This is a genomic window from Bacillus sp. 95MFCvi2.1, from assembly GCF_000374965.1.
Taxonomy (GTDB): Bacteria; Bacillota; Bacilli; order Bacillales; family Bacillaceae_G; genus Bacillus_A; species Bacillus_A pseudomycoides.
Genome location: NZ_KB895700.1, coordinates 67,543 through 89,286 on the forward strand (window position 1 = coordinate 67,543; position 21,744 = coordinate 89,286).

The window sequence follows — 21,744 nt, forward strand, 5'->3', positions numbered from 1 at the left end:
TGATTTTCCTGGAGTTTATTGTAAGTGGGAAGAGGGGAAGTAATTTGTTACAGGTCAATATTCGATCAGCGGGTTATGAAGCAGGAGAAAAAACAATCCATGATATAGCATTTTCAATTGAAAAAGGTGAACTAGTTGCTCTTATTGGTGCAAATGGAGCTGGGAAAAGTACGACAATTAAATCAATGCTTGGCTTACTTGCAAATATGGAGGGTGAAATTTCGTTTGGTGAAAAAGAGAATCCGTATGCATATGTGCCAGAACACCCAACGTATTATGATTATTTAACATTATGGGAGCACATTGAATTGTTAATGGCTGCACGTGGGTGTGAAATAGGGAGCTGGGAGGAACGCGCACAGGAGTTATTACACACATTTCGAATGGAAAAGCATAAGCATGAATACTTATCAAAGTTTTCAAAAGGTATGAAACAAAAATCAATGTTGATTTTGGCTTTTTTAACGGAACCAGACTTTTATATTATTGATGAACCGTTTATTGGATTAGATCCAGTAGCAACACGAGAATTTTTAAATTTCTTATATAAAGAAAAAGAGCGGGGAGTAGGGATTTTACTGTGTACCCATGTGCTAGATACAGCGGAAAGAATCTGTGAACGATTTTTACTTATTTCACAAGGAACGTTATTAGCAAACGGTAATCTACAAACAATTCAATCCCTAGCAGAAATGCCAGAGAGTCCATTATTAGATTGTTTTGATGCAATCGTAAGGCGGGAACAACATGATGAAACAACAATTTTATAAAAGGTTGCGTCATGAACTGAAAAGAAAATGGAAATCCATTCGGTCTGTAACTGATTGGACAATCGCATTATATTTTATCGTTCCAGTACTTGTATTTAGCGGGATTTATTATCGTTCGTTATGGACAAGAGAATTATCTGCAGAAGAACCGGCTTATTTTTTATTGGGCTTGTTTGTATTTTTCTTTGTTACATATTCAAGAGGAATGCGTTCGTTTTTTGAGCAAGCAGATAGCCTGTTTTTAATTCAGCATCCAGTTCACATGAAAAAATTAATGAAATATGGCATGGTATACACATGTATTCGAATAAGTATAACAAATATCATTGTAACGCTCATTATGTTACCTATATTGGTTAAGAGTATGGGGGCTTCTCTTTTACAAGTCGTATTATTTTGGCTGTCCTTTACCGTTTTTCGGTGTATGTTATCACTATTGGTAAGATATATAGATGTGTGTGGAGGGAAGCGCTGGGTATTATGGATTGTAAAGATTATCGTATTTTTTATGAGTTTTATTTGTTTGGGAAGTGGTCTGTTTTTAGGTTTTAAACATCCAGTATATGCAATACTATTTATCATTGTATTGATTGGAATTAGTTTGATATTGATAAAACAAAAAATGAACTATCAACGTTTCTTTTTTAAGGAAGTTGAAAAAGAAAAGGAAGAGGGTATGCGCTGGACAACGGAAATCATGCACTTTAGTGGTCAAATAACGAAGCCAAGTAATAACTCGAGACCATGGTTGTTTCCACGTTCGAAGCATATACTAGGGAAAAAATCTGATTCGCGTATTATTGAATCATTTTTTAAGGAGTATTTTCGATCAGGTGCTTCTTTAAGTTTTTATATTAAAATTATCTTTATGAGTGCAGTATCGATAAAAGTAACACCATGGTGGATTGCGCTTATTATTATTGTATTTGCCTGTGTTGCAATTGTACGTTATTCAGGGGATCAATGGAATGAATTTGTTAAAAAAATGTTTCTCCAATTATATTGTGATCAAGGGAAGTTATTATTGTTAAAAGGAAGAGCGGGAATGTCCTTGTTTGTTCCGGCTGTTTTGATTTACGGCATAGTTATACTTGGCCAGTTTTATTTATTACCAGCTATTATCGTAGGAAGCCTACTATTAATATTAATAGGCTGGATTGTATTCATACCGTAGAAAAAAGAGCCATAATGGCTCTTTTTTAGTCTGTAATTGACTGGTAAATAAAATATAAGAGAACAAAAATGCTCACGACGGAGTACATGACATCTAGAGTCATTAAAAATCCTCCTCACTATTGTTGTACATATATTATATGAAATCTGACTATTACATATTCAAATGAAAAAAATATGAAAGTTAATAAATTTGTAAAGTGCAAAAATTAGCATCATTTTGTATAATGGAAGAAACAACCGTTATACGAATCTAAGTAGTGAAAGGGGAGGGAATAAAAAATGCCAAATTGGTTTAGAAAGACGTTAGTCGCATTAATTACTGTATTTACATTTGGTTTAGTGACGCCTCCTTCTATTTTGCTTGATAATGCAAAAGCGGACAAGCCTACAACAAGGCAACAAAATTTGGAGCAGACGTCCTATACATATGAAGAAAATCGAGAGAGGTTAACCACAGAGACCTTTGTGACCTATGCAATGCAAGAGGCTGAGAAACAATCTATGCAAAAGTTTGGTTCTAAAATTGGACCTGTCATTGAAGATGAATTTAAAGGTATTATTTTACCTAAAATAGAAGAAGCAATTGCAGAGCTTACAACAGATGTACCGGAAGAGTCTTTACAATCATTAGCAATTTCACAGAAACCAGCAGGCGGCAATAACGAAAAGATTTTTCATGTATATGATACGAAAACAGGAAATGATTTACTACGTTTCCATGTAAGGCGGGATCATCCACCACAAGATGGATATTATTTTAATTTCCACTACCATCGCTTTGATGATGGATATACAGCGCATCATGAGTTAGGAGATATTTATTGGAATACGAATATGCCGCCGAAATGGCTGTCGTGATAAAAAGAACGAGGAGATGTCCTTGTTCTTTTTTGTTTTTATAAATGTGAAAATTAAAGGTGAAGCGGATCTTAACAGCGAATAGAATATGTTTAGATTTGTTCAAAAAAGAGGCTAAGGGAGTATTCATTATGTTGAAATATGTTGTATTTGATTTTGACGGTACATTAGTAGATTCACAAGATATATTTGTTCCTATTTATAATCAACTTGCTGAGAAGCATGGGTATAAAACGGTAAGTGAAGTAGAAATTGAACCTTTAAGAAAATTATCTATTCCTGAAAGGTGTAAACAGCTTCATGTACCACTTTATAAATTGCCTATATTAGCGCTAGAGTTTTATAAACTATACCAGCCAGCTATTAAAGATCTAGTCTTATTTAATGGCATGAAGGAAGTGCTAGATGAATTACATAGAAAGGGTTATGGAATAGCAGTAATATCCTCTAATTCAGAAGAGCATATTAGAGCATTTCTACATAACAATCAAATAAAAAATATTCAAGAAGTTTTTTGTTCGAAAAATTTGTTTGGGAAAGATAAAATTATCAAGAAATTTTTAAAAGAAAAAACGTTAACAGAAGCTGATATGCTGTATGTTGGTGATGAGCAACGAGATATTGTTGCATGTAAAAAAGTTGGCGTAAACGTCGTATGGGTTGGATGGGGATATGATGTGATGGAAACGATCAAAGAAGATTCTCCAAATTATATGGTAAATACACCAAATGAAATTTTACATATAGTTGAGTCTGTTCAGTGAATGACCCCTCCTTAACACTCTTACGAGTCGTTTGAAGAAGGGGCTTCCTGTTTCATAGGGTGTTGCTGCTTGAGAATCCAAGCAGTCTTACATACTCTCCACAGGCGTCGTTTATACTGTTTGGACACAACCTTGCCCTACAGTTTCAGTCTTCAGTCGTTCTCACAAGTAATTGTTCTAACCCTTTTCTGTTGGAGTACTGTTAAAATGACAGAAAGGAAGAGAAGGGGATGCAGCAGTTTGAACCTGGTATTCATCATATTGAATTTTGGGTAGCAAATTTAGAGGAATCCATATGTTTTTATAGTAGGTTGTTCTCTATCATTGGCTGGAAACAGTTGAATGAGAGTGCATTTAGTACAGGGGAGATTGAAATATATTTCAAGGAAGTAGAGGAAAAGATTGTAAGAACGTTAGGGCCGAGGCATATTTGTTATCAGGCTGTTAGTAGAACTGTAGTTAATGAGGTCGCTAATTTCTTACAAAATGTACAAGTGGAGATTATTCGTGGGCCGATTGAGACGAATCATTACTCAGATGGATATTATACTGTGGATTTTTATGATCCGAATGGGTTTGTTGTAGAAGTGGCTTATACGCCTAATGTGGAAATGTGAGGAGAGATCTTATTACCCGTTAATACGGGATAAATAATAGAGGAAAGTATAGCTTTCCTCTATTATAAGTTTAGATTGTTGTATTTTTATTTAATCTTCGTAAATGTAAGAGGCTGTGTACTTAACATAACTGGTACATGTAATTGGATTGTTTGGAATTCCCCTTTTATATCCATCTCATAAGCAAGCAACACATTCATTTCTATTTGGAATAAGTCTAATGTTGCATAAAACATATCATAATGATGGTGATGTAACCGAACTTTTAGTTCTGTGAACTGTAAATATAACTCTTCATTTTGTTTATACACTTCTAGTGTTCCATAAGCAGGGTGTTCGAATGTTCCAATATAGTCTTCTAATGCATGAGAAGGTACGGTCTCTTTTACTTGTTCTGGAAGTGATTGGTTTACTTCTTTCATCATTTTTTTCAATTGAGCGGTGTCTTCTATAGCACGCTTATGCCAATCAATTGTTTCCAATCCGAGGAGTTCGTCATAGATTTGATTTGCAAGATAACTAGGAAGTAAGGTGCTTCCGGCGTTCGTTAATATGACAAGGCCTATATTTTCTTTTGGAATAAATGAGACAAGTGCAGAAAATCCATCGATACCTCCGCTATGATGAATTACTTTATAGCCACGGTAAGAACTAATAAACCAACCAAGACCATAACTATTTACTGGTGATTCAGGGGGCGATAAAAGTGGCTGATCAGGAATTGTATTGTGCGGCGTATACATTTGTTGTAATAATTCAGAAGATAGTAATTCGTGATCTCCTGTTTTTCCTTGATTAAGATGGAAAAGTACCCAATTTGCCATATCTGCAATTGTTGAATTGATGCATCCAGCAGCTCCTACTGTATCAATATTACGGAATGGTACCTCTTTTATTTCTCCATCTTTCTCAACGTAAGGCAATGCGTAGTCATTCGTATTTTGTGAGTCTGTGACAGAGAAGTTTGTTTGCTCCATTTGAAGTGGTGCTAAAATATGTTCTTTGGCGTATTGCTCCCATGTCTGATTTGTAATGTTTTCTACAATATAGCTAATTGTTGCATACATTAAGTTGTTATATAAGAAAGCTGTGCGAAATGGTGCATCAAGTGATAAATGCTTTGTTTTTTCAACGATGTCTTTTCGAGTTAAGGAAGAGTTGTACCAAAGAGCATCATGACGACTAACGCCAGAGCGGTGGGAAGCTAAATCACGTGCTGTAATTTGGGAGCTTGCAAGTATATCTGATAAAGCGAAGGTAGGGATATAAGATTGAACAGGAGTATCCCAATCAAACTTTTTTTGTTGTGCTAATAGGCTTAAAGATAGGGTGCCAAATGCCTTGGTCGCAGATCCAATTGCAAAGCGTGTTTGAGGCGTAACCGGTTTTTTCTGTTTTGAATCACGATAGCCAAATCCTTCTGAAACAATGACTTCTCCATCTTTTATAACTGCGACAGCAGCCCCAGGAACGTGTAGATCTTTCATCATTTTTTCAATTGTTGTTTGTAATGAACTAATAACAGGAATTTTAATTTTAGACATGCTTCTAACCTCCAAATATTATTTTATACTTCCGCACTATAGTTTCTTTGGTAAAGAGTGAAATACCTCTTAAAAGATGAAAAGTTAAGAATTTTGTAAGATTCATTAAAATGGATATCCTATACTAGATTTCTGTTAATACTTACTATATTGAAATATTTTTCAATAAGTTTTACTGAGAATTTTGCATGCAGAATTATTTTTTGTATGATAAACTCCATATAGGAAATAGATGCGAAAGAGGGTTTTTCTTACATATGAAACATGCTGAATATGAATACTTAAATCTGTGTCGCCATGTGATGGAGCATGGTACAAAAAAAGAAGATCGTACAGGAACAGGGACTGTATCTGTATTTGGATATCAAATGCGTTTTGACCTTAGCAAGGGATTCCCTTTGTTAACGACAAAGCGTGTGCCATTCCGCTTAGTAGCTAGTGAACTTCTTTGGTTCATGAAAGGTGATACAAATATTCGTTATTTACTACAAAATAACAATAATATTTGGAATGAATGGGCGTTTAAAAGCTGGGTAGAAAGCGATGCGTATGAAGGGCCAGATATGACGGACTTTGGACTTCGCTCTCAGCAGGATGAAGAGTTTAAGAAACAATATGATGAGCAAATGGATTTGTTTAAAAAGAATGTACTGGAAGATGATGATTTTGCAAATCAGTATGGCTATTTAGGAGATGTATATGGAAAACAATGGCGTGCTTGGAAAACGACAGCAGGTGAGACGATTGATCAGTTAAAAGATGTAATCGAAATGATTAAGAAAACACCAGATTCTCGTCGCTTACTTGTTTCTGCTTGGAATCCTGAAGATGTGCCAAGTATGGCACTTCCGCCTTGTCATACGCTATTTCAATTTTACGTAGCAGACGGAAAGCTTTCGTGTCAGTTATTTCAACGAAGCGGTGATATTTTCCTTGGCATTCCATTTAATATTGCAAGCTACTCATTGTTAACACATTTAATCGCGCACGAATGTGGTTTAGAAGCAGGAGAGTTCGTTCATACGATTGGAGACGCACATATTTACACAAATCATTTTGAACAAGTGGAAAAGCAGTTAGCGCGTGAACCACGTCCGTTTCCAACGCTAAAATTAAATCCAGATGTAAAGTCTGTTTTTGATTTTGAAATGGATGATTTAACATTAGAAGGTTATGATCCACATCCTGCAATTAAAGCACCTGTCGCAGTGTAAACGCAAAAGGAGATGAAAATATGATTATTTCATTTATGGTCGCAATGGATGAAAATAAAGTCATCGGTAAGGATAATAAATTACCGTGGCATTTACCAAGTGAATTGCAATATGTTAAGAAGACAACAATGGGTCACCCACTTATTATGGGGAGAAAAAACTATGAAGCGATTGGAAGACCACTTCCAGGAAGACGAAATATTATCGTAACGCGCAATATGAATTATCATGTAGAAGGCTGTGAAATTGCGCAGTCAGTAGAAGAAGTATTTGAGTTGTGTAAAAATGAAGAAGAAATTTTTATTTTTGGTGGAGCGCAAATTTACGAATTGTTCTTACCATATGTGAACAAGCTTTATATAACAAAGATTCACCATTCATTTGAAGGAGATACATTCTTCCCAGAAATGAATATGAAAGAGTGGAAAGAAGTTTTTGTGGAAAAAGGTGTTACGGATGAAAAGAATCCGTACACATATTACTATCACATATATGAAAAACAAAAATAATCATAAAAAGATTGATGTGTATGTTCACATCAATCTTTTTATTTGGATAATAAGATAAAACTTTATGAATGAACTTTTTTGATGATATAATGGTAGAGGTTGTAAGTTTTAGTAGCTTAGGAAAAATCCATAAAAGACAGATTTATATTTATTATTTCTTTGCTTAACTAAAGGAGGAGAATCGGTTGAAAAAACTATGGGGATTGCTTTTTCTTTGCTTCACACTCATGCTAGTAGGATGTGGTAAAGAAGAAAAGCCAGCACAAGCATTTGATACATATGCAAAAGCGTGGAATAAGCAAAAATTTGCAGATATGTATGATCAATTGTCAGAAGATGCAAAAAAATCTATTTCAAAAAAAGATTTTACAGAGAAGTATGAAAAGATTTATGCGGGTATTGAGGTTAAAAATCTAAAGATAGAAACAGGAAAAGTAAAAGAGGATAAAGAAGATAAAGGGCCAGTTCCTTTTAATGTGAGTATGGATACAGTTGGTGGGAAAATTTCCTTTTCTCACGAAGCAAAGCTTGTGAAAGAGAAAGATGGAGATAAAGAATCTTGGAAAATAGACTGGACTCCAGATTTTATTTTTCCAGGCATGACAAAAGACAGTAAAGTACGTATGCAAACGTTTCAAGCGAAGCGTGGGGAGATATATGATCGTAATGGAAAAGGACTTGCAACGAATGGAAGAGCAAATGAAATTGGCATCATTCCAGGTAAACTAGGAGAGGCTGCACCACAGACAAAGGAAACAATTGGAAAGTTGCTGAATATGTCTGTAGAAGAGATAGATCAAAAGCTTGCGGCAAAATGGATTAAACCAGATTCATTTGTACCAATTGGGATTTTACAAGAAGGTGCAACGCAAAATGATTATATTTCTTTAGACGGTGTAACGACTCGACAAGTCAATGTTCGTACATATCCATTGGGAGAGGCTGCTGCTCATTTAACAGGATATATGGGGAAAGTGAATGCAGAAGATTTAAAGGATTTACAGAAAAAAGGATATCAGGCAGATGACCCAGTTGGAAAAGCTGGTTTGGAGCAAGTATTTGAAGAGAAGCTACGTGGTAAAAAAGGTGGCCGTGTCTTCATGGAGGATGCACAAGGAAAAGAGCAAAAAGAATTAGCTAAAATTGAAGCAAAAGATGGAGAAAATGTTACGTTAACAATTGATAGTACAGTTCAGGAAAAAATCTTTAACGAAATGAAGGGAGAAGCTGGTTCAAGTGCAGCGATAAATCCGCAGACTGGTGAAACAATTGCAATTGTGAGTAGCCCTGCGTACAACCCGAATGTAATAGTAAGGGGTGCATCAAAAACACAACGTGAAGCATGGAATAATGATCCGAAAAAGCCAATGACAAATCGCTTTACACAAGCATCGGCACCAGGTTCTGTATTTAAAGCAATTACAGGTGCGATTGGTCTTGAAACGAAAACAATTGATCCAAAAGAGGAATTGAAAATTGAAGGATTACAATGGACAAAAGATTCTTCATGGGGAAATTATTATGTAACACGTGTAAAAGATGCAAGTCCAATTGATTTTGATAAAGCAATGAAGTTTTCTGATAACATTTACTTTGCACAACAAGCAATAAAAATTGGGAAAGATAAATTTATGAGTGAAGCAAAGAAATTTGGATTCGATGAAAAGTTACCAATTGAATATCCATTCCCGGTTTCAAAAATTGCAAAAGATGGCATTAAAAATGATATTCAAATGGCTGATACAGGGTATGGACAAGGCCAAGTATTAATGACGCCTCTTCATTTGGCATTAACGTATGCACCGATTGTAAATGAAGGGAAGATACCATCTCCACATCTTATTAAAGATGATAAACAAGTTAAACCTTGGAAAGAAAATGTGATTTCTAAAGGGAACCAAGATATATTAAAAAATGCGTTAACAAAAGTAATTAATGATGAAGATGGTACAGGGAAAATTGCTAAGATTGACGGTATGACTCTCGCTGGAAAAACGGGAACAGCTGAGTTAAAAGAGTCGAAGGAAGCAAATGGAAAAGAACTTGGATGGTTCGCTGCTTTTGATGTAAATTCACCGAATATGATTGTTACGATGATGATTGAAGATGTAAAAGGCCGGGGTGGAAGTAACGTACCTGGTGAAAAAGTGAAACATGTTTTTCAAAAGTAATACTTAGGAAAAAGCTATCTCCCTAAAAAAGGAGATAGCTTTTTTCGTGAAGATTGAATAATGAAATGTGAATATTCAATGAAATGGAGATAGGAGAATTATCTACTTACGAAAAAAAAGCAGCTATTTTTTATTGACAGAAAAAGAATGTTTTTGTATTATACTTACATAAGGTAAGTTATTTACTTTTTATTAAAATCTCAAATTAAAGATAATTATTAAGGGAGAGAATAAAAATGACAAAAGTACTATTTATTACAGCAAATCCAAATTCAGCAGAAGCATCTTTCGGTATGGCAGTAGGGGAATCATTCATCGAAGCATATAAAAATGAACATCCACAAGATGAAGTGGTAACAATTGATCTATTTAACACAACTGTACCAGCAATTGATGCAGAAGTATTTACAGCTTGGGGTAAATTTGCAGCAGGTGAAGGCTTTGAAACGTTAAGCGAAAGCCAACAACAAAAAATTGCAGCAATGAATACAAACTTAGAAACATTTATGAATGCAGATCGTTATGTGTTTGTAACGCCAATGTGGAACTTCAGTTATCCACCAGTAGTAAAAGCATACTTGGATAACTTGTCTATCGCAGGTAAAACTTTTAAATATACTGAAAACGGACCAGTTGGTTTACTAGAAGGGAAAAAAGCACTTCACATTCAAGCTACAGGTGGCGTTTACTCTGAAGGACCATACGCAGCAATGGACTTTGGCCGCAAGCACTTAAATGCAGTATTAGGATTTATGGGTATATCTGATGTAGACTACCTTGCGGTTGAAGGTATGAATGCAAACCCTGAAAAAGCACCAGAAATTAAAGAAGCGGCAATTGCAAATGCTCGCGAATTAGCAAAACGTTTCTAATATAGAAAACTCAAAAATGTCCAAACGCTTGTCGTTTGGACATTTTTTCTTCTTTTTCCTTCGTTTGTCTAGTATAATGAAGGACGGAATGAGAATAAGTGGGGGTTCTATATGATTCAAACGTTTTTTAAAATCTTTTATTTAATTGTAATTGTAATTGGTATTACACCGAGATTATGGCGTATAAAACGAAAAGCGCAGACAATGTCGCCACAAGAGAAAGATCGTCTCGTGTATAAAACGACAAACTGGTTTGGTAAGAAAATGGTTCGTGTAGCTGGGTCGACTGTACAAGTAAATGGAATTGAAAATGTGCCGAAAGATAAACCGGTCCTTGTTGTAAGTAATCATCAAAGTGATATGGATATTCCAGTCTTACTTGGGTACTTGAATAAACCAATTGGATTTGTTTCAAAAGCAGAAATTAAAAAATTTCCGATTGTACCAACTTGGATGGAATTGATGAATTGTGTGTTTATGGATCGTAGTAATCGTCGGCAGTCGCTCCAAGCTATTAAAGATGGAATTGAACTTTTAAAGAATGGACATTCTATCGTAATTTTCCCAGAAGGAACGCGCAGTAAGGGCCGCGAAATGGGGGAGTTTAAAGCGGGAAGTTTTCATCTTGCTGTAAAAGCCGGAGTAGCTATTTTACCAGTAACTGTAGACGGAACATATAAGATGTTTGAGGCGAATGGAAATCGCATGAAGCCTGCTCATGCAACAGTAACCATTTCTAAACCAATTACACCTGAGCAATATGCAAGTATGGATATAAAAGAATTAACGCAGCATACGAAAGATATTATTGCGGCTCAATTACATAAGTAATAAAAAAAGTCTCAGCTTGAAAAGCTGAGACTTTTTTATGCAACAGGCAATACATAAAACAAGACGCAGAAGAACATCATTGCACTACCACCTAATACAAAAAGGTGCCAAATTGCATGGTTGAAGGGCAGTTTTTCCCAAAGGAAAAATATAGCCCCTACTGAATATAGGATCCCACCGGTTAACAATAGTGAAAATCCATGCCCGGTTAAATTTTCATAAAGTGGTTTAATAGCGACGATAATGAGCCAGCCCATAATGATATAGCACAGTGTTGACATTTTAATAAAACGGCGTACAAAGAAAATTTTGAAAATAATTCCACCGATGGCCAGTGTCCAAATAATTGCAAGTAATGTCCAGCCGAGTGGCCCTCTTAGAGTAATTAGTAAGAATGGTGTATACGTGCCGGCAATTAAGAGATAGATGGCCGAGTGATCTAAAATCGTAAATAATTTTTCTACTTTCGGGTGGTGGATGCTATGTAATAGCGTAGAAAACAAATATAGTAGAAACATGCTCACGCCGTAAACTGTAAATCCAACAATAGCAGATACAGTACCATGCCTTGATGCATGCATAATTAGTATTATTAATGCAGGAATGCTTAAAATGGCACCGATGCCATGGGTAATCGCATTGGCAATTTCCTCTTTTACGAATTGCGTCATTCGTGTTATTTTTTGAGTCATAATTTGATTCCTTTCATGTTTGATGAAGTAAGGTGTAATTTCCTTTACCATATCATATACATAAGAAATAGAAAATGAAAATTGTTTAAGTGATTATATTTTCGAATTTTTTTGACAAAAGCTAATAGATGCATTGACGTTTACAAAATTTTTTGACAAAATAAAATTAAGTGAGATTAAGGGGGAAGTCATATGCCAAATATTGGGGTTCCGGGTTTGATATTAATTTTAGTACTCGCTTTAATTATTTTCGGTCCAAAAAAGTTACCTGAAATTGGACGAGCTTTTGGGGAAACATTAAAAGAGTTTAAAAAGTCTGCAAAGGGTTTGCATGATGATACGGAAGAAAAGAAATAAATTTCACTAGGTTATTTTGTTTCTATGGTATATAGCGAGTGGGGAATGTGGTGATAAGAGTGGACAATCAAGAGATGAGTGTCATAGAGCATCTTGGAGAGTTAAGAAAGCGACTCATTATAACAGCGCTGACGTTTCTGATTTTTATTGTCATTGGCTTTTCATTTACGAAAGAAATATATAATTTTATCGTAAAAGATTTAAATATGAAATTAACTGTTTTAGGTCCAAGTGATATTTTATGGATTTATTTTGTGATTGCAGCTGTCTTTTCAATTGTATGTACAATACCAGTTGCAGCTTTACAAATTTGGTTATTTGTAAAACCAGCTCTACATGAACATGAGCGTAAAATGACAATTCTGTATATCCCGGCATTATTTCTATTATTTATTGGAGGACTTTGCTTCGGCTATTTTCTGATTTTACCATTTATTTTGCAATTTTTAATGAGTCTTGGTGATGATATGTTTCAGACAATGTTTACGACGGATAAGTATTTTTCGTTTGTGATGAATATGACAGTACCATTTGCTGTGATATTTGAACTTCCTGTCGTTACGATGTTTTTAACTAGTATAGGTGTTCTTAATCCAATAGCACTACAAAAGGTGAGAAGATATGCGTATTTTATTTTAATTGTAATTGCTGTTTGTATTACACCGCCAGACTTTATTTCTGATTTTTCAGTAGCGATACCACTTCTTGTAATTTATGAATTAAGTATTACAGCATCAAAGTTTGTGTATAAGAGGAAAATAAAAAGAGAAATGAATACAGAATCAAAAAGTGCCTCATTATAAAGGCACTTTTTTTATTTATTTGTTATACTATACTTATAACTGTATACAATATAAAGAAGAAAAAAATTATAGAATCTCCGAAATTTAGACAAACTTTTCACTAGTGTAAGTTTATACTGAAGTTATAAATCCAATAAAAAAGAGGATTGATATCGTGATTATGAAAAGTTTTTATTTCACTCATTCAACAGGGAATTGTATCAAAATATTTGAAATCCCTGTCCTACAAGCACAACACCCATTAGCATTTCTAATTCAGTCACGTCTTCAACTATTTATTGCTAAAATTCAAAAACAAAAACAACCGAGATTCTCATACTCTTTTCGCGAATATTTACAAAGTTGCTTAAAGTGGAATGATTATTCAAATGTATATCAAACAAACTCGCTTGAAAAAAATGCATAGTCTAAAATAGAGACAGAGCAAATAAGCTCTGTCATTTTCTTTTTAGACATAAAAGTCAAAGAAATTTGTCGAAAATCACTTCAAACTGTTGAAAGCATTGTGAATACTAGTATAATAACAAGGAGAGCGTATTGGAAAGGGAAGAAGTAAAATATGCAAAAAATTAAAATTGTTACAGACTCAACGGTGGATTTATCACAAGATGTGATTCAAAAATATGATATTCATGTTATTCCATTGTCGATTTCTGTAAATGGAAAAACATACTTAGATCGTGTAGATTTACAGCCGGATGAATTTATTGAAGAAATGCAAAAATCAGAAGAATTACCAAAAACATCACAGCCAGCAGTCGGATCGTTTGTTGAAATGTATGATCGTTTAGGGGAGGACGGTAGCCAAGTTCTTTCCATTCACTTAACGCATGGTTTAAGTGGGTCAGTTGCAACAGCTAATACTGCAGCAACGATGACAGATACGAAAGTTACAGTGGTAGACTCATTGTTTATTACGCATGCTTTATCGTATCAAGTAATTGAAGCAGCAAAAATGGCGAAGGAAGAACGTTCTTTGGAGGATATTTTAAAGCGTGTTGAAGAAGTTCGTAAAAATACTCGTCTATTTGTAGTTGTTGATACGTTAGAAAACCTTGTAAAAGGCGGTCGGATTGGAAAAGGAACAGCTATGATCGGATCTTTATTAAACATTAAGCCAATTGCAAGTATTGATGATGGTGTATATAATCCTGTTGCGAAGGTACGCAGCAAAGGTCAAATTGTGAAAACATTGATAAAAATGTTTGAGGAAGATATAGCTGGTAAAACAGTAAAGGCGGTAGCTGTACCACATGCGAAAGCATTACCGTTAGCGCAAAAAATGAAAGAAGCAGTTGAAAAAATTAGTGGATTTACACAAACGGAAATTTTTTACACAACGCCTATAATTAGCACACACACTGGTGTAGGGGCAATCGGATTTTCATATTTTGCTGAATAGAAAAAGAGCTACTTGAGGGTAGCTCTTTTTATCTTTTCATCTACAGCAACATTTTAAATGAATGAGACTATTTAGGAGTGGGGAAGAAGTTCTATTAATTAAGATGTTATAACTGATTGTAATAGACGATGATAATCGTGATGATGGCGCTTATTGAAATCATAAAGCGTCGTTGTAAATACTCCCTCATATAATATTCCTTTCTCCTTTTATCGGTTCTTATATGAACAGAAAATCAGCAGTTCATTAAAGCCTTAGTTTATAATATGCATAAAAGGGGAAAGGGATTTATAATTTTGCGTGTTCCTTTATGGATTCTTTTTCCTCAGAGGGCATTTTTTCTGGAAAATACGTTTGACCAAGAAATAATACGTGAAGTTGTTCCCAAGGTAACATACGTAAATTCCAGTTGTTACGAAGTCGGGTAATAGCTTCTCTAGGTGTCTCATCAGCAAGTGCAAATGTACCGTAATGCATTGGAATGAAATGCGTTGCTTTTACATCTAAAAAGGCTTGCACTGCTTCCTCGGGGGAAACATGTGATACTTTCATAAACCATTCTGGTTCATATGCACCAATAGGCATTAAGGCGATATCAATAGAAAATCGGTTGCCAATTTCTTTAAACCCTTGGAAATAGCCACTATCACCACAAAAGTAAATGGTTTCATCTGTTGTGCTATTATCGACAACCCATCCACCCCAGTGGGAAGTATTCATATCAAACAATGATCTTCTTGTCCAGTGCTGCGCCGGTACGAAGTGAAATGCTACATCATTAATTTTTGTGAATTCCCACCAGTTATATTCTTCTACTCGCATAAATTTTTTTCTTGTAAATAACTTTTTTAATCCAGTAGGTACTAAGTATAGAACATCTGAATTCAATAGACGAAGTGTAGAAAAGTCCAAATGGTCATAATGACCGTGTGAAATGAGGACAATATCAATCTTAGGTAATTCCTGTAATGTAAGGCCGGGATTCGTTAGCCTCGGTACAAGCTTTATTTTCTTTGACCATACTGGATCTGTTAAAATGTTGAGCCCGTTTGTTTGTATAAGGAATGTTGAGTGACCTATCCATGTAATTGTTGTTTTTTCAGTGTTCGTTCGTAAAAACTGGCTACTCTTTACAGGTGATTGTTCTACTAGATAAGAAAAATCTTTTTTGTTTTGTTTTCGTTCTTTACGCCAACGTAAAAAAGAACGAAGTGGTTTTTTTGTACTAACATTATCCATATTTTCATAGCGCTTTGCCATGAACATCACCTCATTTAAAATCTTTGTAGTTGTATTGTATCGAAATGTTGTAAAGGAAAAAAGTGAGGGAAATTGATTAACGATTAAAAAATTGTAAAAAATAGTGTGGATATCTTTACAAAGCGAGTGACTTATTGAAAATTATTGTGTAAAGAGACGGGAAGGAGATAATTTTAGTAAACAATGAAACAGTTGTCTAGTAATTCGCTCGAAAATAGGAAGTAACATACCTAAATTCGTACGATTTCGTGAACAAATTGGATAAACAATTTTCTCATAGTGTTTACTTTTGTTATGATAAACATGTCATACATAAATTTAGAAAAGAGAAGAGAGGTTTGAAAATGAAGCGTTATCAAAAGCTGATTGGTCTCATAGTTGTTTTTTGCTTCTTTATACTTGCAGGATGCGGCTCAGGATCAAAACTCCGTAAACCATTAAATTGGGATTTAGAAACTTTTCAATACATAAATCAAGATGGTAAAAAGTTTGGAACAAAAGATTTAAAAGGGAAAGTATGGGTGGCTGACTTTATGTTTACCAATTGTCAAACGGTTTGTCCACCAATGACTGCTAATATGGCAAAGCTACAAAAGATGGCGAAAGAGAAAAAATTAGATGTTCAATTCGTTTCGTTTAGTGTAGATCCTGAAGTGGATAAACCAGAGAATTTGAAAGCATTTATACAAAAGTTCACAGATGATACGAAAAATTGGAATTTGCTAACAGGGTACTCATTAGAAGATGTGAAAAAATTTGCAAAGGATAATTTCCAAACGTTAGTAGATAAACCGGAAAATGGTCAAGTCATCCATGGAACATCGTTCTTCTTAGTTGATCAAGAAGGAAAAGTAATGAAGCAATACAGTGGAATTAGTAAGACACCGTACGAAGACATTTTACGTGATATGGAGCGACTCTTGAAATAAAAGAAGGATGCTGGGCATCCTTCTTTTTGGATATGGAAAATATATATATAATGGTTAATCTATGGATAAAATATCGTGCTGTTGTGGAAGTTTTTGAGCGCGGATTTCTAAAATACCATTTTGATAGGAAGCTTTTGCACTTTTTTTCTTAATTAGATATGGAAGCTTAATCATGCGAGAAGCACCTGACATGGATCGCTCACGGCGATAGTAATTATGTGAAACTTCATCTTTTGTTTCTTCCATGATTTCTTCAGTAACAGAGATTTTTAAGTATTCACTTTGAACTTCTATTTGGATTTGTTCCTTTTGAACGCCCGGGAGTTCTGCTTTTATGACCAGTTCTTCTCCAGTTTCATATAGGTCGACAGGGAATGTTAATAAGCGGTTTCCTTTTTGAAAAAAGTGATTCATATCCGCAATTACATCACGTAATGGCGTTTGTTCAAAAAAATCATCAATTTGTTTTAAGTAACTACGAATTGGTGGACGAGACGAAGATTCTTTTTTTTCATCACTCATGTTTTTGCCTCCTAGAAATCAATTTGCAATATCATATGACAAATGTGTGCAAATGTGAGTGCCTATTTTTCATGTTTGCACAAAAAAATTGGGTAAAATGTGAAATGGAGTGATTTTTTTATAGTTTTTATCGCCATATCGAGTTGATTATGCTAGTATAAATAGGGTTGATATAGTAGTATAGAAACAGAATGAAAACTGAAAGAGGGTAAGAAGTATGTGTGGTTTTGTAGGATGTTTATGTGAAAACCCTAGAGAGTTTTCAGAAACAGAAAAACATCAATTTGAAAATATGAATACGATTATTTTCCACCGTGGTCCAGATGACGAGGGATATTTTCGTGATGAACATGTACAATTTGGCTTCCGCCGTTTAAGTATCATTGACTTAGAGGCAGGACATCAGCCGCTAACTTATGAAAATGATCGATATGTAATTATTTTTAATGGTGAAATTTACAACTATGTAGAATTACGTGAAATGCTACTTGAAAAAGGTGCAACATTTGCAACGCAATCTGATACAGAAGTTATTATCGCATTGTATGCACACATGAAAGAGAAATGTGTAGATTACCTACGTGGTATGTTTGCATTTATGATTTGGGATCGTGAAGAAAAGAAACTTTTCGGTGCACGTGACCACTTCGGTATTAAGCCGCTATATATCGCGCAGCAAGGTGATACAACATTCTTTGCATCTGAAAAGAAAAGTATCATGCATGTTATGCAAGATAAAGGGGTAAATCCAACTTCTCTGCAACATTACTTTACGTATCAATATGGACCAGAACCAGAAACATTAACTGTTGATATTAATAAAATCGAACCTGGTCATTATTTCGTAAAAGAAATCGGTAAAGAGATGGAAATTCATCGCTACTGGAAACCATATTTCAATGCTTCAAGTGCGACAAAAGAGGAGCACATTCAAGCGATTCGCGATGTATTGTATGATTCTGTAAAAGTTCATATGCGTAGTGATGTACCAGTAGGTTCATTCTTATCTGGTGGTATCGATTCATCTATCATTGCGTCTATCGCAAGAGAAATGAATCCAAATCTTCTAACATTCTCTGTTGGTTTCGAACGTCGCGGCTTTAGTGAAGTTGATGTAGCAAAAGAAACGGCAGAAAAGTTAGGCGTTACAAACCATAGTGTCTTCATTACAGCGAAAGAATTCATGAACGAATTCCCAAAAATTATTTGGCATATGGATGATCCTTTAGCTGATCCAGCTGCTGTACCGTTGTACTTTGTGGCAAAAGAAGCGCGTAAGCATGTAACAGTAGTTCTTTCTGGTGAAGGTGCGGACGAGCTATTTGGCGGATATAATATTTATCGTGAACCAAACTCGTTAAAAATGTTCTCTTATATTCCTACTCCAGGAAAAAGTGTCTTAAAAGCATTAAGTGGAGCATTAAAAGAAGGATTTAAAGGGAAAAGCTTCTTGGAACGTGGATGTACACCAATTGAAGAACGCTACTATGGTAATGCGAAAATCTTCCGTGAAGAAGAAAAAGCTGAGTTAATGAAGTATTACAATGAAAGTGTTAACTATATGGATATCACGAAGCCATTGTATAATGAAATTAAAGATTATGATGATGTAAGCAAAATGCAATACATCGATATGTTCACATGGCTACGCGGCGACATTTTATTAAAAGCTGATAAAATGACGATGGCAAATTCATTAGAACTTCGTGTGCCATTCTTAGATAAAGAAGTGTTTGACGTTGCGTCTAAAATTCCAACAGAATTAAAAATCGCAAATGGAACAACAAAAGCAATTTTACGTGAAGCAGTGCGCGGAATCGTTCCAGATCACGTGTTAGATCGTAAAAAGCTTGGATTCCCTGTACCAATTCGTCATTGGTTAAAAGATGAAATGCATGACTGGGCTGTTAATATTATTAAAGAAAGCAAAACAGAGCATTTAATCGACAAACAGTATGTATTAAACTTACTGGAAGCACATTGTGCAGATAAAGGCGATTATAGCCGTAAAATTTGGACAGTACTTGCATTTATGGTATGGCACCAAATTTATGTTGAGCATAAATATGATACAAATGAGTTTCATGAAGAAACAAAGCGTGCGTATAGCTTAGTATAAAGTGAAACTGGCATCCGCCACTGATTATTATCCCACCAATAGTGGGATAAATAAGAAAACCTTAAGATTGCATACGATCTTAAGGTTTTTTTCATAAATACGTATTGTAGTTGATACAATAATAATAAAAGGATGGACAAAATATGATTACGTTTGAAAAAGTGAATACAGAAACAAAAAAAGTTGTTGAAGAAATGTTTGCTTCTAATGGTTTGAATATAAAGGAAGTTCAATATTGTATAAAAATTGATGATACATATATTGGTGTAATTGATTATACCGTTCAAGGTGAGCGTGCTATATTATCTAATTTAATAATTCATTTTGATTATCAAGGTTACGGATATGGAACGAACACTTATTTTACATTTGAAGAAATGATGAAGAGTAGAGATATGAAAGATATCAAGGTGTTACAAGGGGATCTAACTAAACAAGCTAAATCTTTTATAGAGGGACTCGGCTTTATATGGAACGGTGAAATGTACATAAAACGCTTCTAAAAGGAAAGAAGTTAACTAAGGAAAGAAATGAATATAAGGCAGGTGGATGTATGACGATGACGTCTGGTTTTTTACTAATAGGGAGTTGTTTTATAGGAGCAGAACTATGCCAAATTTTCATCCGGAAAATGATGCGTAAAAAGCGTAAACCGTATGAATGGCAATACATTCCGGTATTTTTTATTCTGTTTTTTACTTTGTATGTATTACAAAATGCAATCCACTTTCCACCAATGTTGAACATTTTTTTGAAGTTTGGCTTAATATATAGTGGCAGTGGAATGGCTATTCTATTTTGTTTGTTTTGTATACGGCATGTTCATTATCAGTCGTACATATTTATTTTAAATTGGCTCAATCGAGATGATGGAAATCGCCTTACATAAGGTGGTTTTTTTGTTTGTTTTGTAACCAAATTTTTATGTTGTACATAAAATAGGACGAGCATAAATATAAGCTCTATTAAATATAGAAAGGAAATGGTATATGAAGCTAGTTATAGATGCAGGTCATGGCGGATACGATTCCGGTGCTGTTGGAAACGGTTTGGTTGAAAAAAATCTAACACTTCAAATTGCTAAGCGTGTTCGAGATATTTTACTTGCAAATTATGCAATTAATATTAAGATGACGCGCGATAGTGATGTCTTTATCTCATTATCAGAACGTGCAAATATTGCTAATTCTTTCGGAGCAGATTTTTTCATCTCATTTCATATTAATAGTGGCGGTGGAACAGGTTTTGAAAGTTATATTTATAATGGACTATCAGATAGCAGTTCTGCAGCAGCCAAGCAACAAAAGATGCATGTGGCAGTTAATCCTGTTTTAACGAAATACGGTTTGCGTGATCGTGGGGCAAAAAAGGCAAATTATGCAGTACTAAGGGAAACAGCTATGGATGCTTTATTAACAGAAACAGCTTTTATTGATACAACATTTGATGCAAATTTATTAAAAAATCCGCAGTTTATAGAAGATTTATGCCAAGCATATGCAAGAGGAATTGCTGTAATCTTAGGATTAACGGCAAATCCAAACCCACCAAATCCAGAACCGCCAAGTCCAGCTCCTCAAACAAAAGGTGTAGCATATATTCGAGGAAAGAACGTGAATTTAAGAAGCGGCCCATCAACATCATCCTCAGTGATTCGTCAGTTAAATTCTCCAGAATCGTATGTAGTTTATCAGGAAAGTAACGGTTGGCTAGATTTAGGGGCAGGCCAATGGATATATAATGATCCATCGTATATTGATTATGTGAAATACGGAAATAGTGATGGAAGTCCGATTGGAGTGGCGAATATTCGAGGGACGAATGTGAATTTAAGAAGCGGTCCATCAACATCGTCTTCAGTGATTCGTCAGTTAAATTCTCCAGAATCCTATTTAGTATACGCAAACCAAAACAGTTGGCTAAACCTAGGAGGAAATCAGTGGATATATAATGATCCATCTTATATCAAATATGATCAATATTAAAATATAAAAGATTAATAATGGAATTGAATGACACCCTGCCTTGAATGTCTTGCAAACAGAAGAACTTAGAGGGAGGGCTTTTTGTGAGGAAATAATATATTAAAATTATAAACATGCTAATTGGACTTATCATTGTAATAGCTATGCAATTCGTGTTGAAAAGGGCAAGTCAAAACATGTGTTATGCATTGATTGAAGTGACAATTACTTTTGTATGCCTGTTCATTTTCCATGTTTATCGGTAGGATGAAATTGAATCCATGTTGGAATAGTTGAGAGAACATATTCTAGAAAAATTTTAAAAATATATTGACAATTTTTAGTCAATACATTAATCTTTAGAATGTTA

General features: G+C 34.7%; 23 protein-coding genes. 19 read left to right on the forward strand and 4 right to left on the reverse strand.

Features of this window, described 5'->3' with window-relative positions:
- Positions 1–44: 44 nt before the first annotated feature.
- From C568_RS0116155 to C568_RS0116175, 5 genes are all read left to right on the forward strand, one after another.
- Positions 45–770: an ABC transporter ATP-binding protein gene (locus C568_RS0116155; RefSeq protein ID WP_016114694.1), complete on the forward strand. Its 726-nt coding sequence runs from the start codon at positions 45–47 to the stop codon at positions 768–770.
- Entirely contained in the window at positions 748–1,944 is a 1,197-nt protein-coding gene (locus C568_RS0116160; protein WP_018782130.1) for an ABC transporter permease, read from the forward strand. Before C568_RS0116155 ends, C568_RS0116160 begins: the two co-directional genes overlap by 23 nt.
- A 281-nt stretch (positions 1,945–2,225) precedes the next feature.
- Positions 2,226–2,804 (forward strand): YpjP family protein, encoded by a 579-nt coding sequence (locus C568_RS0116165; protein ID WP_018782131.1) that lies wholly within the window; start codon positions 2,226–2,228, stop codon positions 2,802–2,804.
- Positions 2,805–2,935: 131 nt separating this feature from the next.
- Positions 2,936–3,568 carry an HAD hydrolase-like protein gene (locus tag C568_RS0116170; RefSeq protein WP_018782132.1) on the forward strand — a complete coding sequence of 211 codons (633 nt, stop codon included), beginning with the start codon at positions 2,936–2,938 and terminating at the stop codon, positions 3,566–3,568.
- 230 nt (positions 3,569–3,798) lie between these two features.
- Positions 3,799–4,185, forward strand: a complete 387-nt coding sequence (locus C568_RS0116175; protein ID WP_018782133.1) for a VOC family protein — start codon at positions 3,799–3,801, stop codon at positions 4,183–4,185.
- A gap of 86 nt (positions 4,186–4,271) precedes the next feature.
- Here C568_RS0116175 and C568_RS0116180 read toward each other — a convergent pair whose 3' ends face one another.
- Positions 4,272–5,729, reverse strand: coding sequence for a serine hydrolase (locus C568_RS0116180; protein ID WP_018782134.1), 1,458 nt, complete (start codon positions 5,727–5,729; stop codon positions 4,272–4,274).
- 257 nt (positions 5,730–5,986) lie between these two features.
- On the opposite strand from C568_RS0116180, the gene C568_RS0116185 reads away from it, so the two are divergent.
- The 5 genes from C568_RS0116185 (at position 5,987) to C568_RS0116205 (ending at position 11,326) form a co-directional block, all read left to right on the forward strand.
- Complete coding sequence (locus tag C568_RS0116185) at positions 5,987–6,943, forward strand: thymidylate synthase (RefSeq protein ID WP_018782135.1); 957 nt, start codon at positions 5,987–5,989, stop codon at positions 6,941–6,943.
- 20 nt (positions 6,944–6,963) lie between these two features.
- Positions 6,964–7,452, forward strand: a complete 489-nt coding sequence (locus C568_RS0116190; RefSeq protein ID WP_003197378.1) for a dihydrofolate reductase — start codon at positions 6,964–6,966, stop codon at positions 7,450–7,452.
- A gap of 185 nt (positions 7,453–7,637) precedes the next feature.
- Entirely contained in the window at positions 7,638–9,623 is a 1,986-nt protein-coding gene (locus C568_RS0116195) for a penicillin-binding transpeptidase domain-containing protein (RefSeq protein ID WP_018782136.1), read from the forward strand.
- A gap of 236 nt (positions 9,624–9,859) precedes the next feature.
- Positions 9,860–10,495 carry an FMN-dependent NADH-azoreductase gene (locus C568_RS0116200; protein WP_018782137.1) on the forward strand — a complete coding sequence of 212 codons (636 nt, stop codon included), beginning with the start codon at positions 9,860–9,862 and terminating at the stop codon, positions 10,493–10,495.
- A 111-nt stretch (positions 10,496–10,606) separates the two neighbouring features.
- Entirely contained in the window at positions 10,607–11,326 is a 720-nt protein-coding gene (locus C568_RS0116205) for a lysophospholipid acyltransferase family protein (RefSeq protein ID WP_018782138.1), read from the forward strand.
- 35 nt (positions 11,327–11,361) lie between these two features.
- Here C568_RS0116205 and trhA read toward each other — a convergent pair whose 3' ends face one another.
- Positions 11,362–12,018, reverse strand: a complete 657-nt coding sequence (gene trhA, locus C568_RS0116210; RefSeq protein WP_018782139.1) for a PAQR family membrane homeostasis protein TrhA — start codon at positions 12,016–12,018, stop codon at positions 11,362–11,364.
- 192 nt (positions 12,019–12,210) lie between these two features.
- On the opposite strand from trhA, the gene tatA reads away from it, so the two are divergent.
- The 4 genes from tatA (at position 12,211) to C568_RS0116230 (ending at position 14,580) form a co-directional block, all read left to right on the forward strand.
- On the forward strand, positions 12,211–12,375 hold the full coding sequence (gene tatA, locus C568_RS0116215) for a twin-arginine translocase TatA/TatE family subunit (RefSeq protein ID WP_001132888.1): 165 nt from the start codon (positions 12,211–12,213) through the stop codon (positions 12,373–12,375).
- A 74-nt stretch (positions 12,376–12,449) separates the two neighbouring features.
- Positions 12,450–13,178, forward strand: coding sequence for a twin-arginine translocase subunit TatC (tatC, locus tag C568_RS0116220; RefSeq protein WP_016114704.1), 729 nt, complete (start codon positions 12,450–12,452; stop codon positions 13,176–13,178).
- A 154-nt stretch (positions 13,179–13,332) separates the two neighbouring features.
- Complete coding sequence (locus tag C568_RS0116225) at positions 13,333–13,584, forward strand: DUF2535 family protein (RefSeq protein WP_000605583.1); 252 nt, start codon at positions 13,333–13,335, stop codon at positions 13,582–13,584.
- Between the two features lie 153 nt (positions 13,585–13,737).
- On the forward strand, positions 13,738–14,580 hold the full coding sequence (locus tag C568_RS0116230; RefSeq protein WP_003197390.1) for a DegV family protein: 843 nt from the start codon (positions 13,738–13,740) through the stop codon (positions 14,578–14,580).
- Between the two features lie 288 nt (positions 14,581–14,868).
- Here C568_RS0116230 and C568_RS0116235 read toward each other — a convergent pair whose 3' ends face one another.
- Positions 14,869–15,840, reverse strand: coding sequence for an MBL fold metallo-hydrolase (locus C568_RS0116235; RefSeq protein ID WP_018782140.1), 972 nt, complete (start codon positions 15,838–15,840; stop codon positions 14,869–14,871).
- A 344-nt stretch (positions 15,841–16,184) separates the two neighbouring features.
- Between C568_RS0116235 and C568_RS0116240 the strand changes: the two genes are divergently transcribed.
- The gene (locus tag C568_RS0116240; protein ID WP_018766424.1) at positions 16,185–16,769 is read left to right on the forward strand and encodes an SCO family protein; all 585 of its coding nucleotides are present in this window, start codon (positions 16,185–16,187) and stop codon (positions 16,767–16,769) included.
- A 54-nt stretch (positions 16,770–16,823) separates the two neighbouring features.
- Here the strand turns inward: C568_RS0116240 and C568_RS0116245 are convergent, their stop codons facing one another.
- Complete coding sequence (locus tag C568_RS0116245; RefSeq protein WP_018782141.1) at positions 16,824–17,291, reverse strand: Hsp20/alpha crystallin family protein; 468 nt, start codon at positions 17,289–17,291, stop codon at positions 16,824–16,826.
- A 217-nt stretch (positions 17,292–17,508) separates the two neighbouring features.
- Between C568_RS0116245 and asnB the strand changes: the two genes are divergently transcribed.
- The 4 genes from asnB to C568_RS0116265 all read left to right on the forward strand — a co-directional run bounded on the left by asnB (position 17,509) and on the right by C568_RS0116265 (position 21,395).
- Positions 17,509–19,410 carry an asparagine synthase (glutamine-hydrolyzing) gene (gene asnB / locus C568_RS0116250; protein WP_003197399.1) on the forward strand — a complete coding sequence of 634 codons (1,902 nt, stop codon included), beginning with the start codon at positions 17,509–17,511 and terminating at the stop codon, positions 19,408–19,410.
- Positions 19,411–19,553: 143 nt separating this feature from the next.
- Positions 19,554–19,913 carry a GNAT family N-acetyltransferase gene (locus C568_RS0116255; RefSeq protein ID WP_018782142.1) on the forward strand — a complete coding sequence of 120 codons (360 nt, stop codon included), beginning with the start codon at positions 19,554–19,556 and terminating at the stop codon, positions 19,911–19,913.
- 56 nt (positions 19,914–19,969) lie between these two features.
- Positions 19,970–20,299, forward strand: coding sequence for a hypothetical protein (locus tag C568_RS0116260; protein ID WP_018766421.1), 330 nt, complete (start codon positions 19,970–19,972; stop codon positions 20,297–20,299).
- 100 nt (positions 20,300–20,399) lie between these two features.
- Positions 20,400–21,395, forward strand: a complete 996-nt coding sequence (locus C568_RS0116265; protein ID WP_003207118.1) for an N-acetylmuramoyl-L-alanine amidase — start codon at positions 20,400–20,402, stop codon at positions 21,393–21,395.
- Positions 21,396–21,744: the final 349 nt, after the last annotated feature.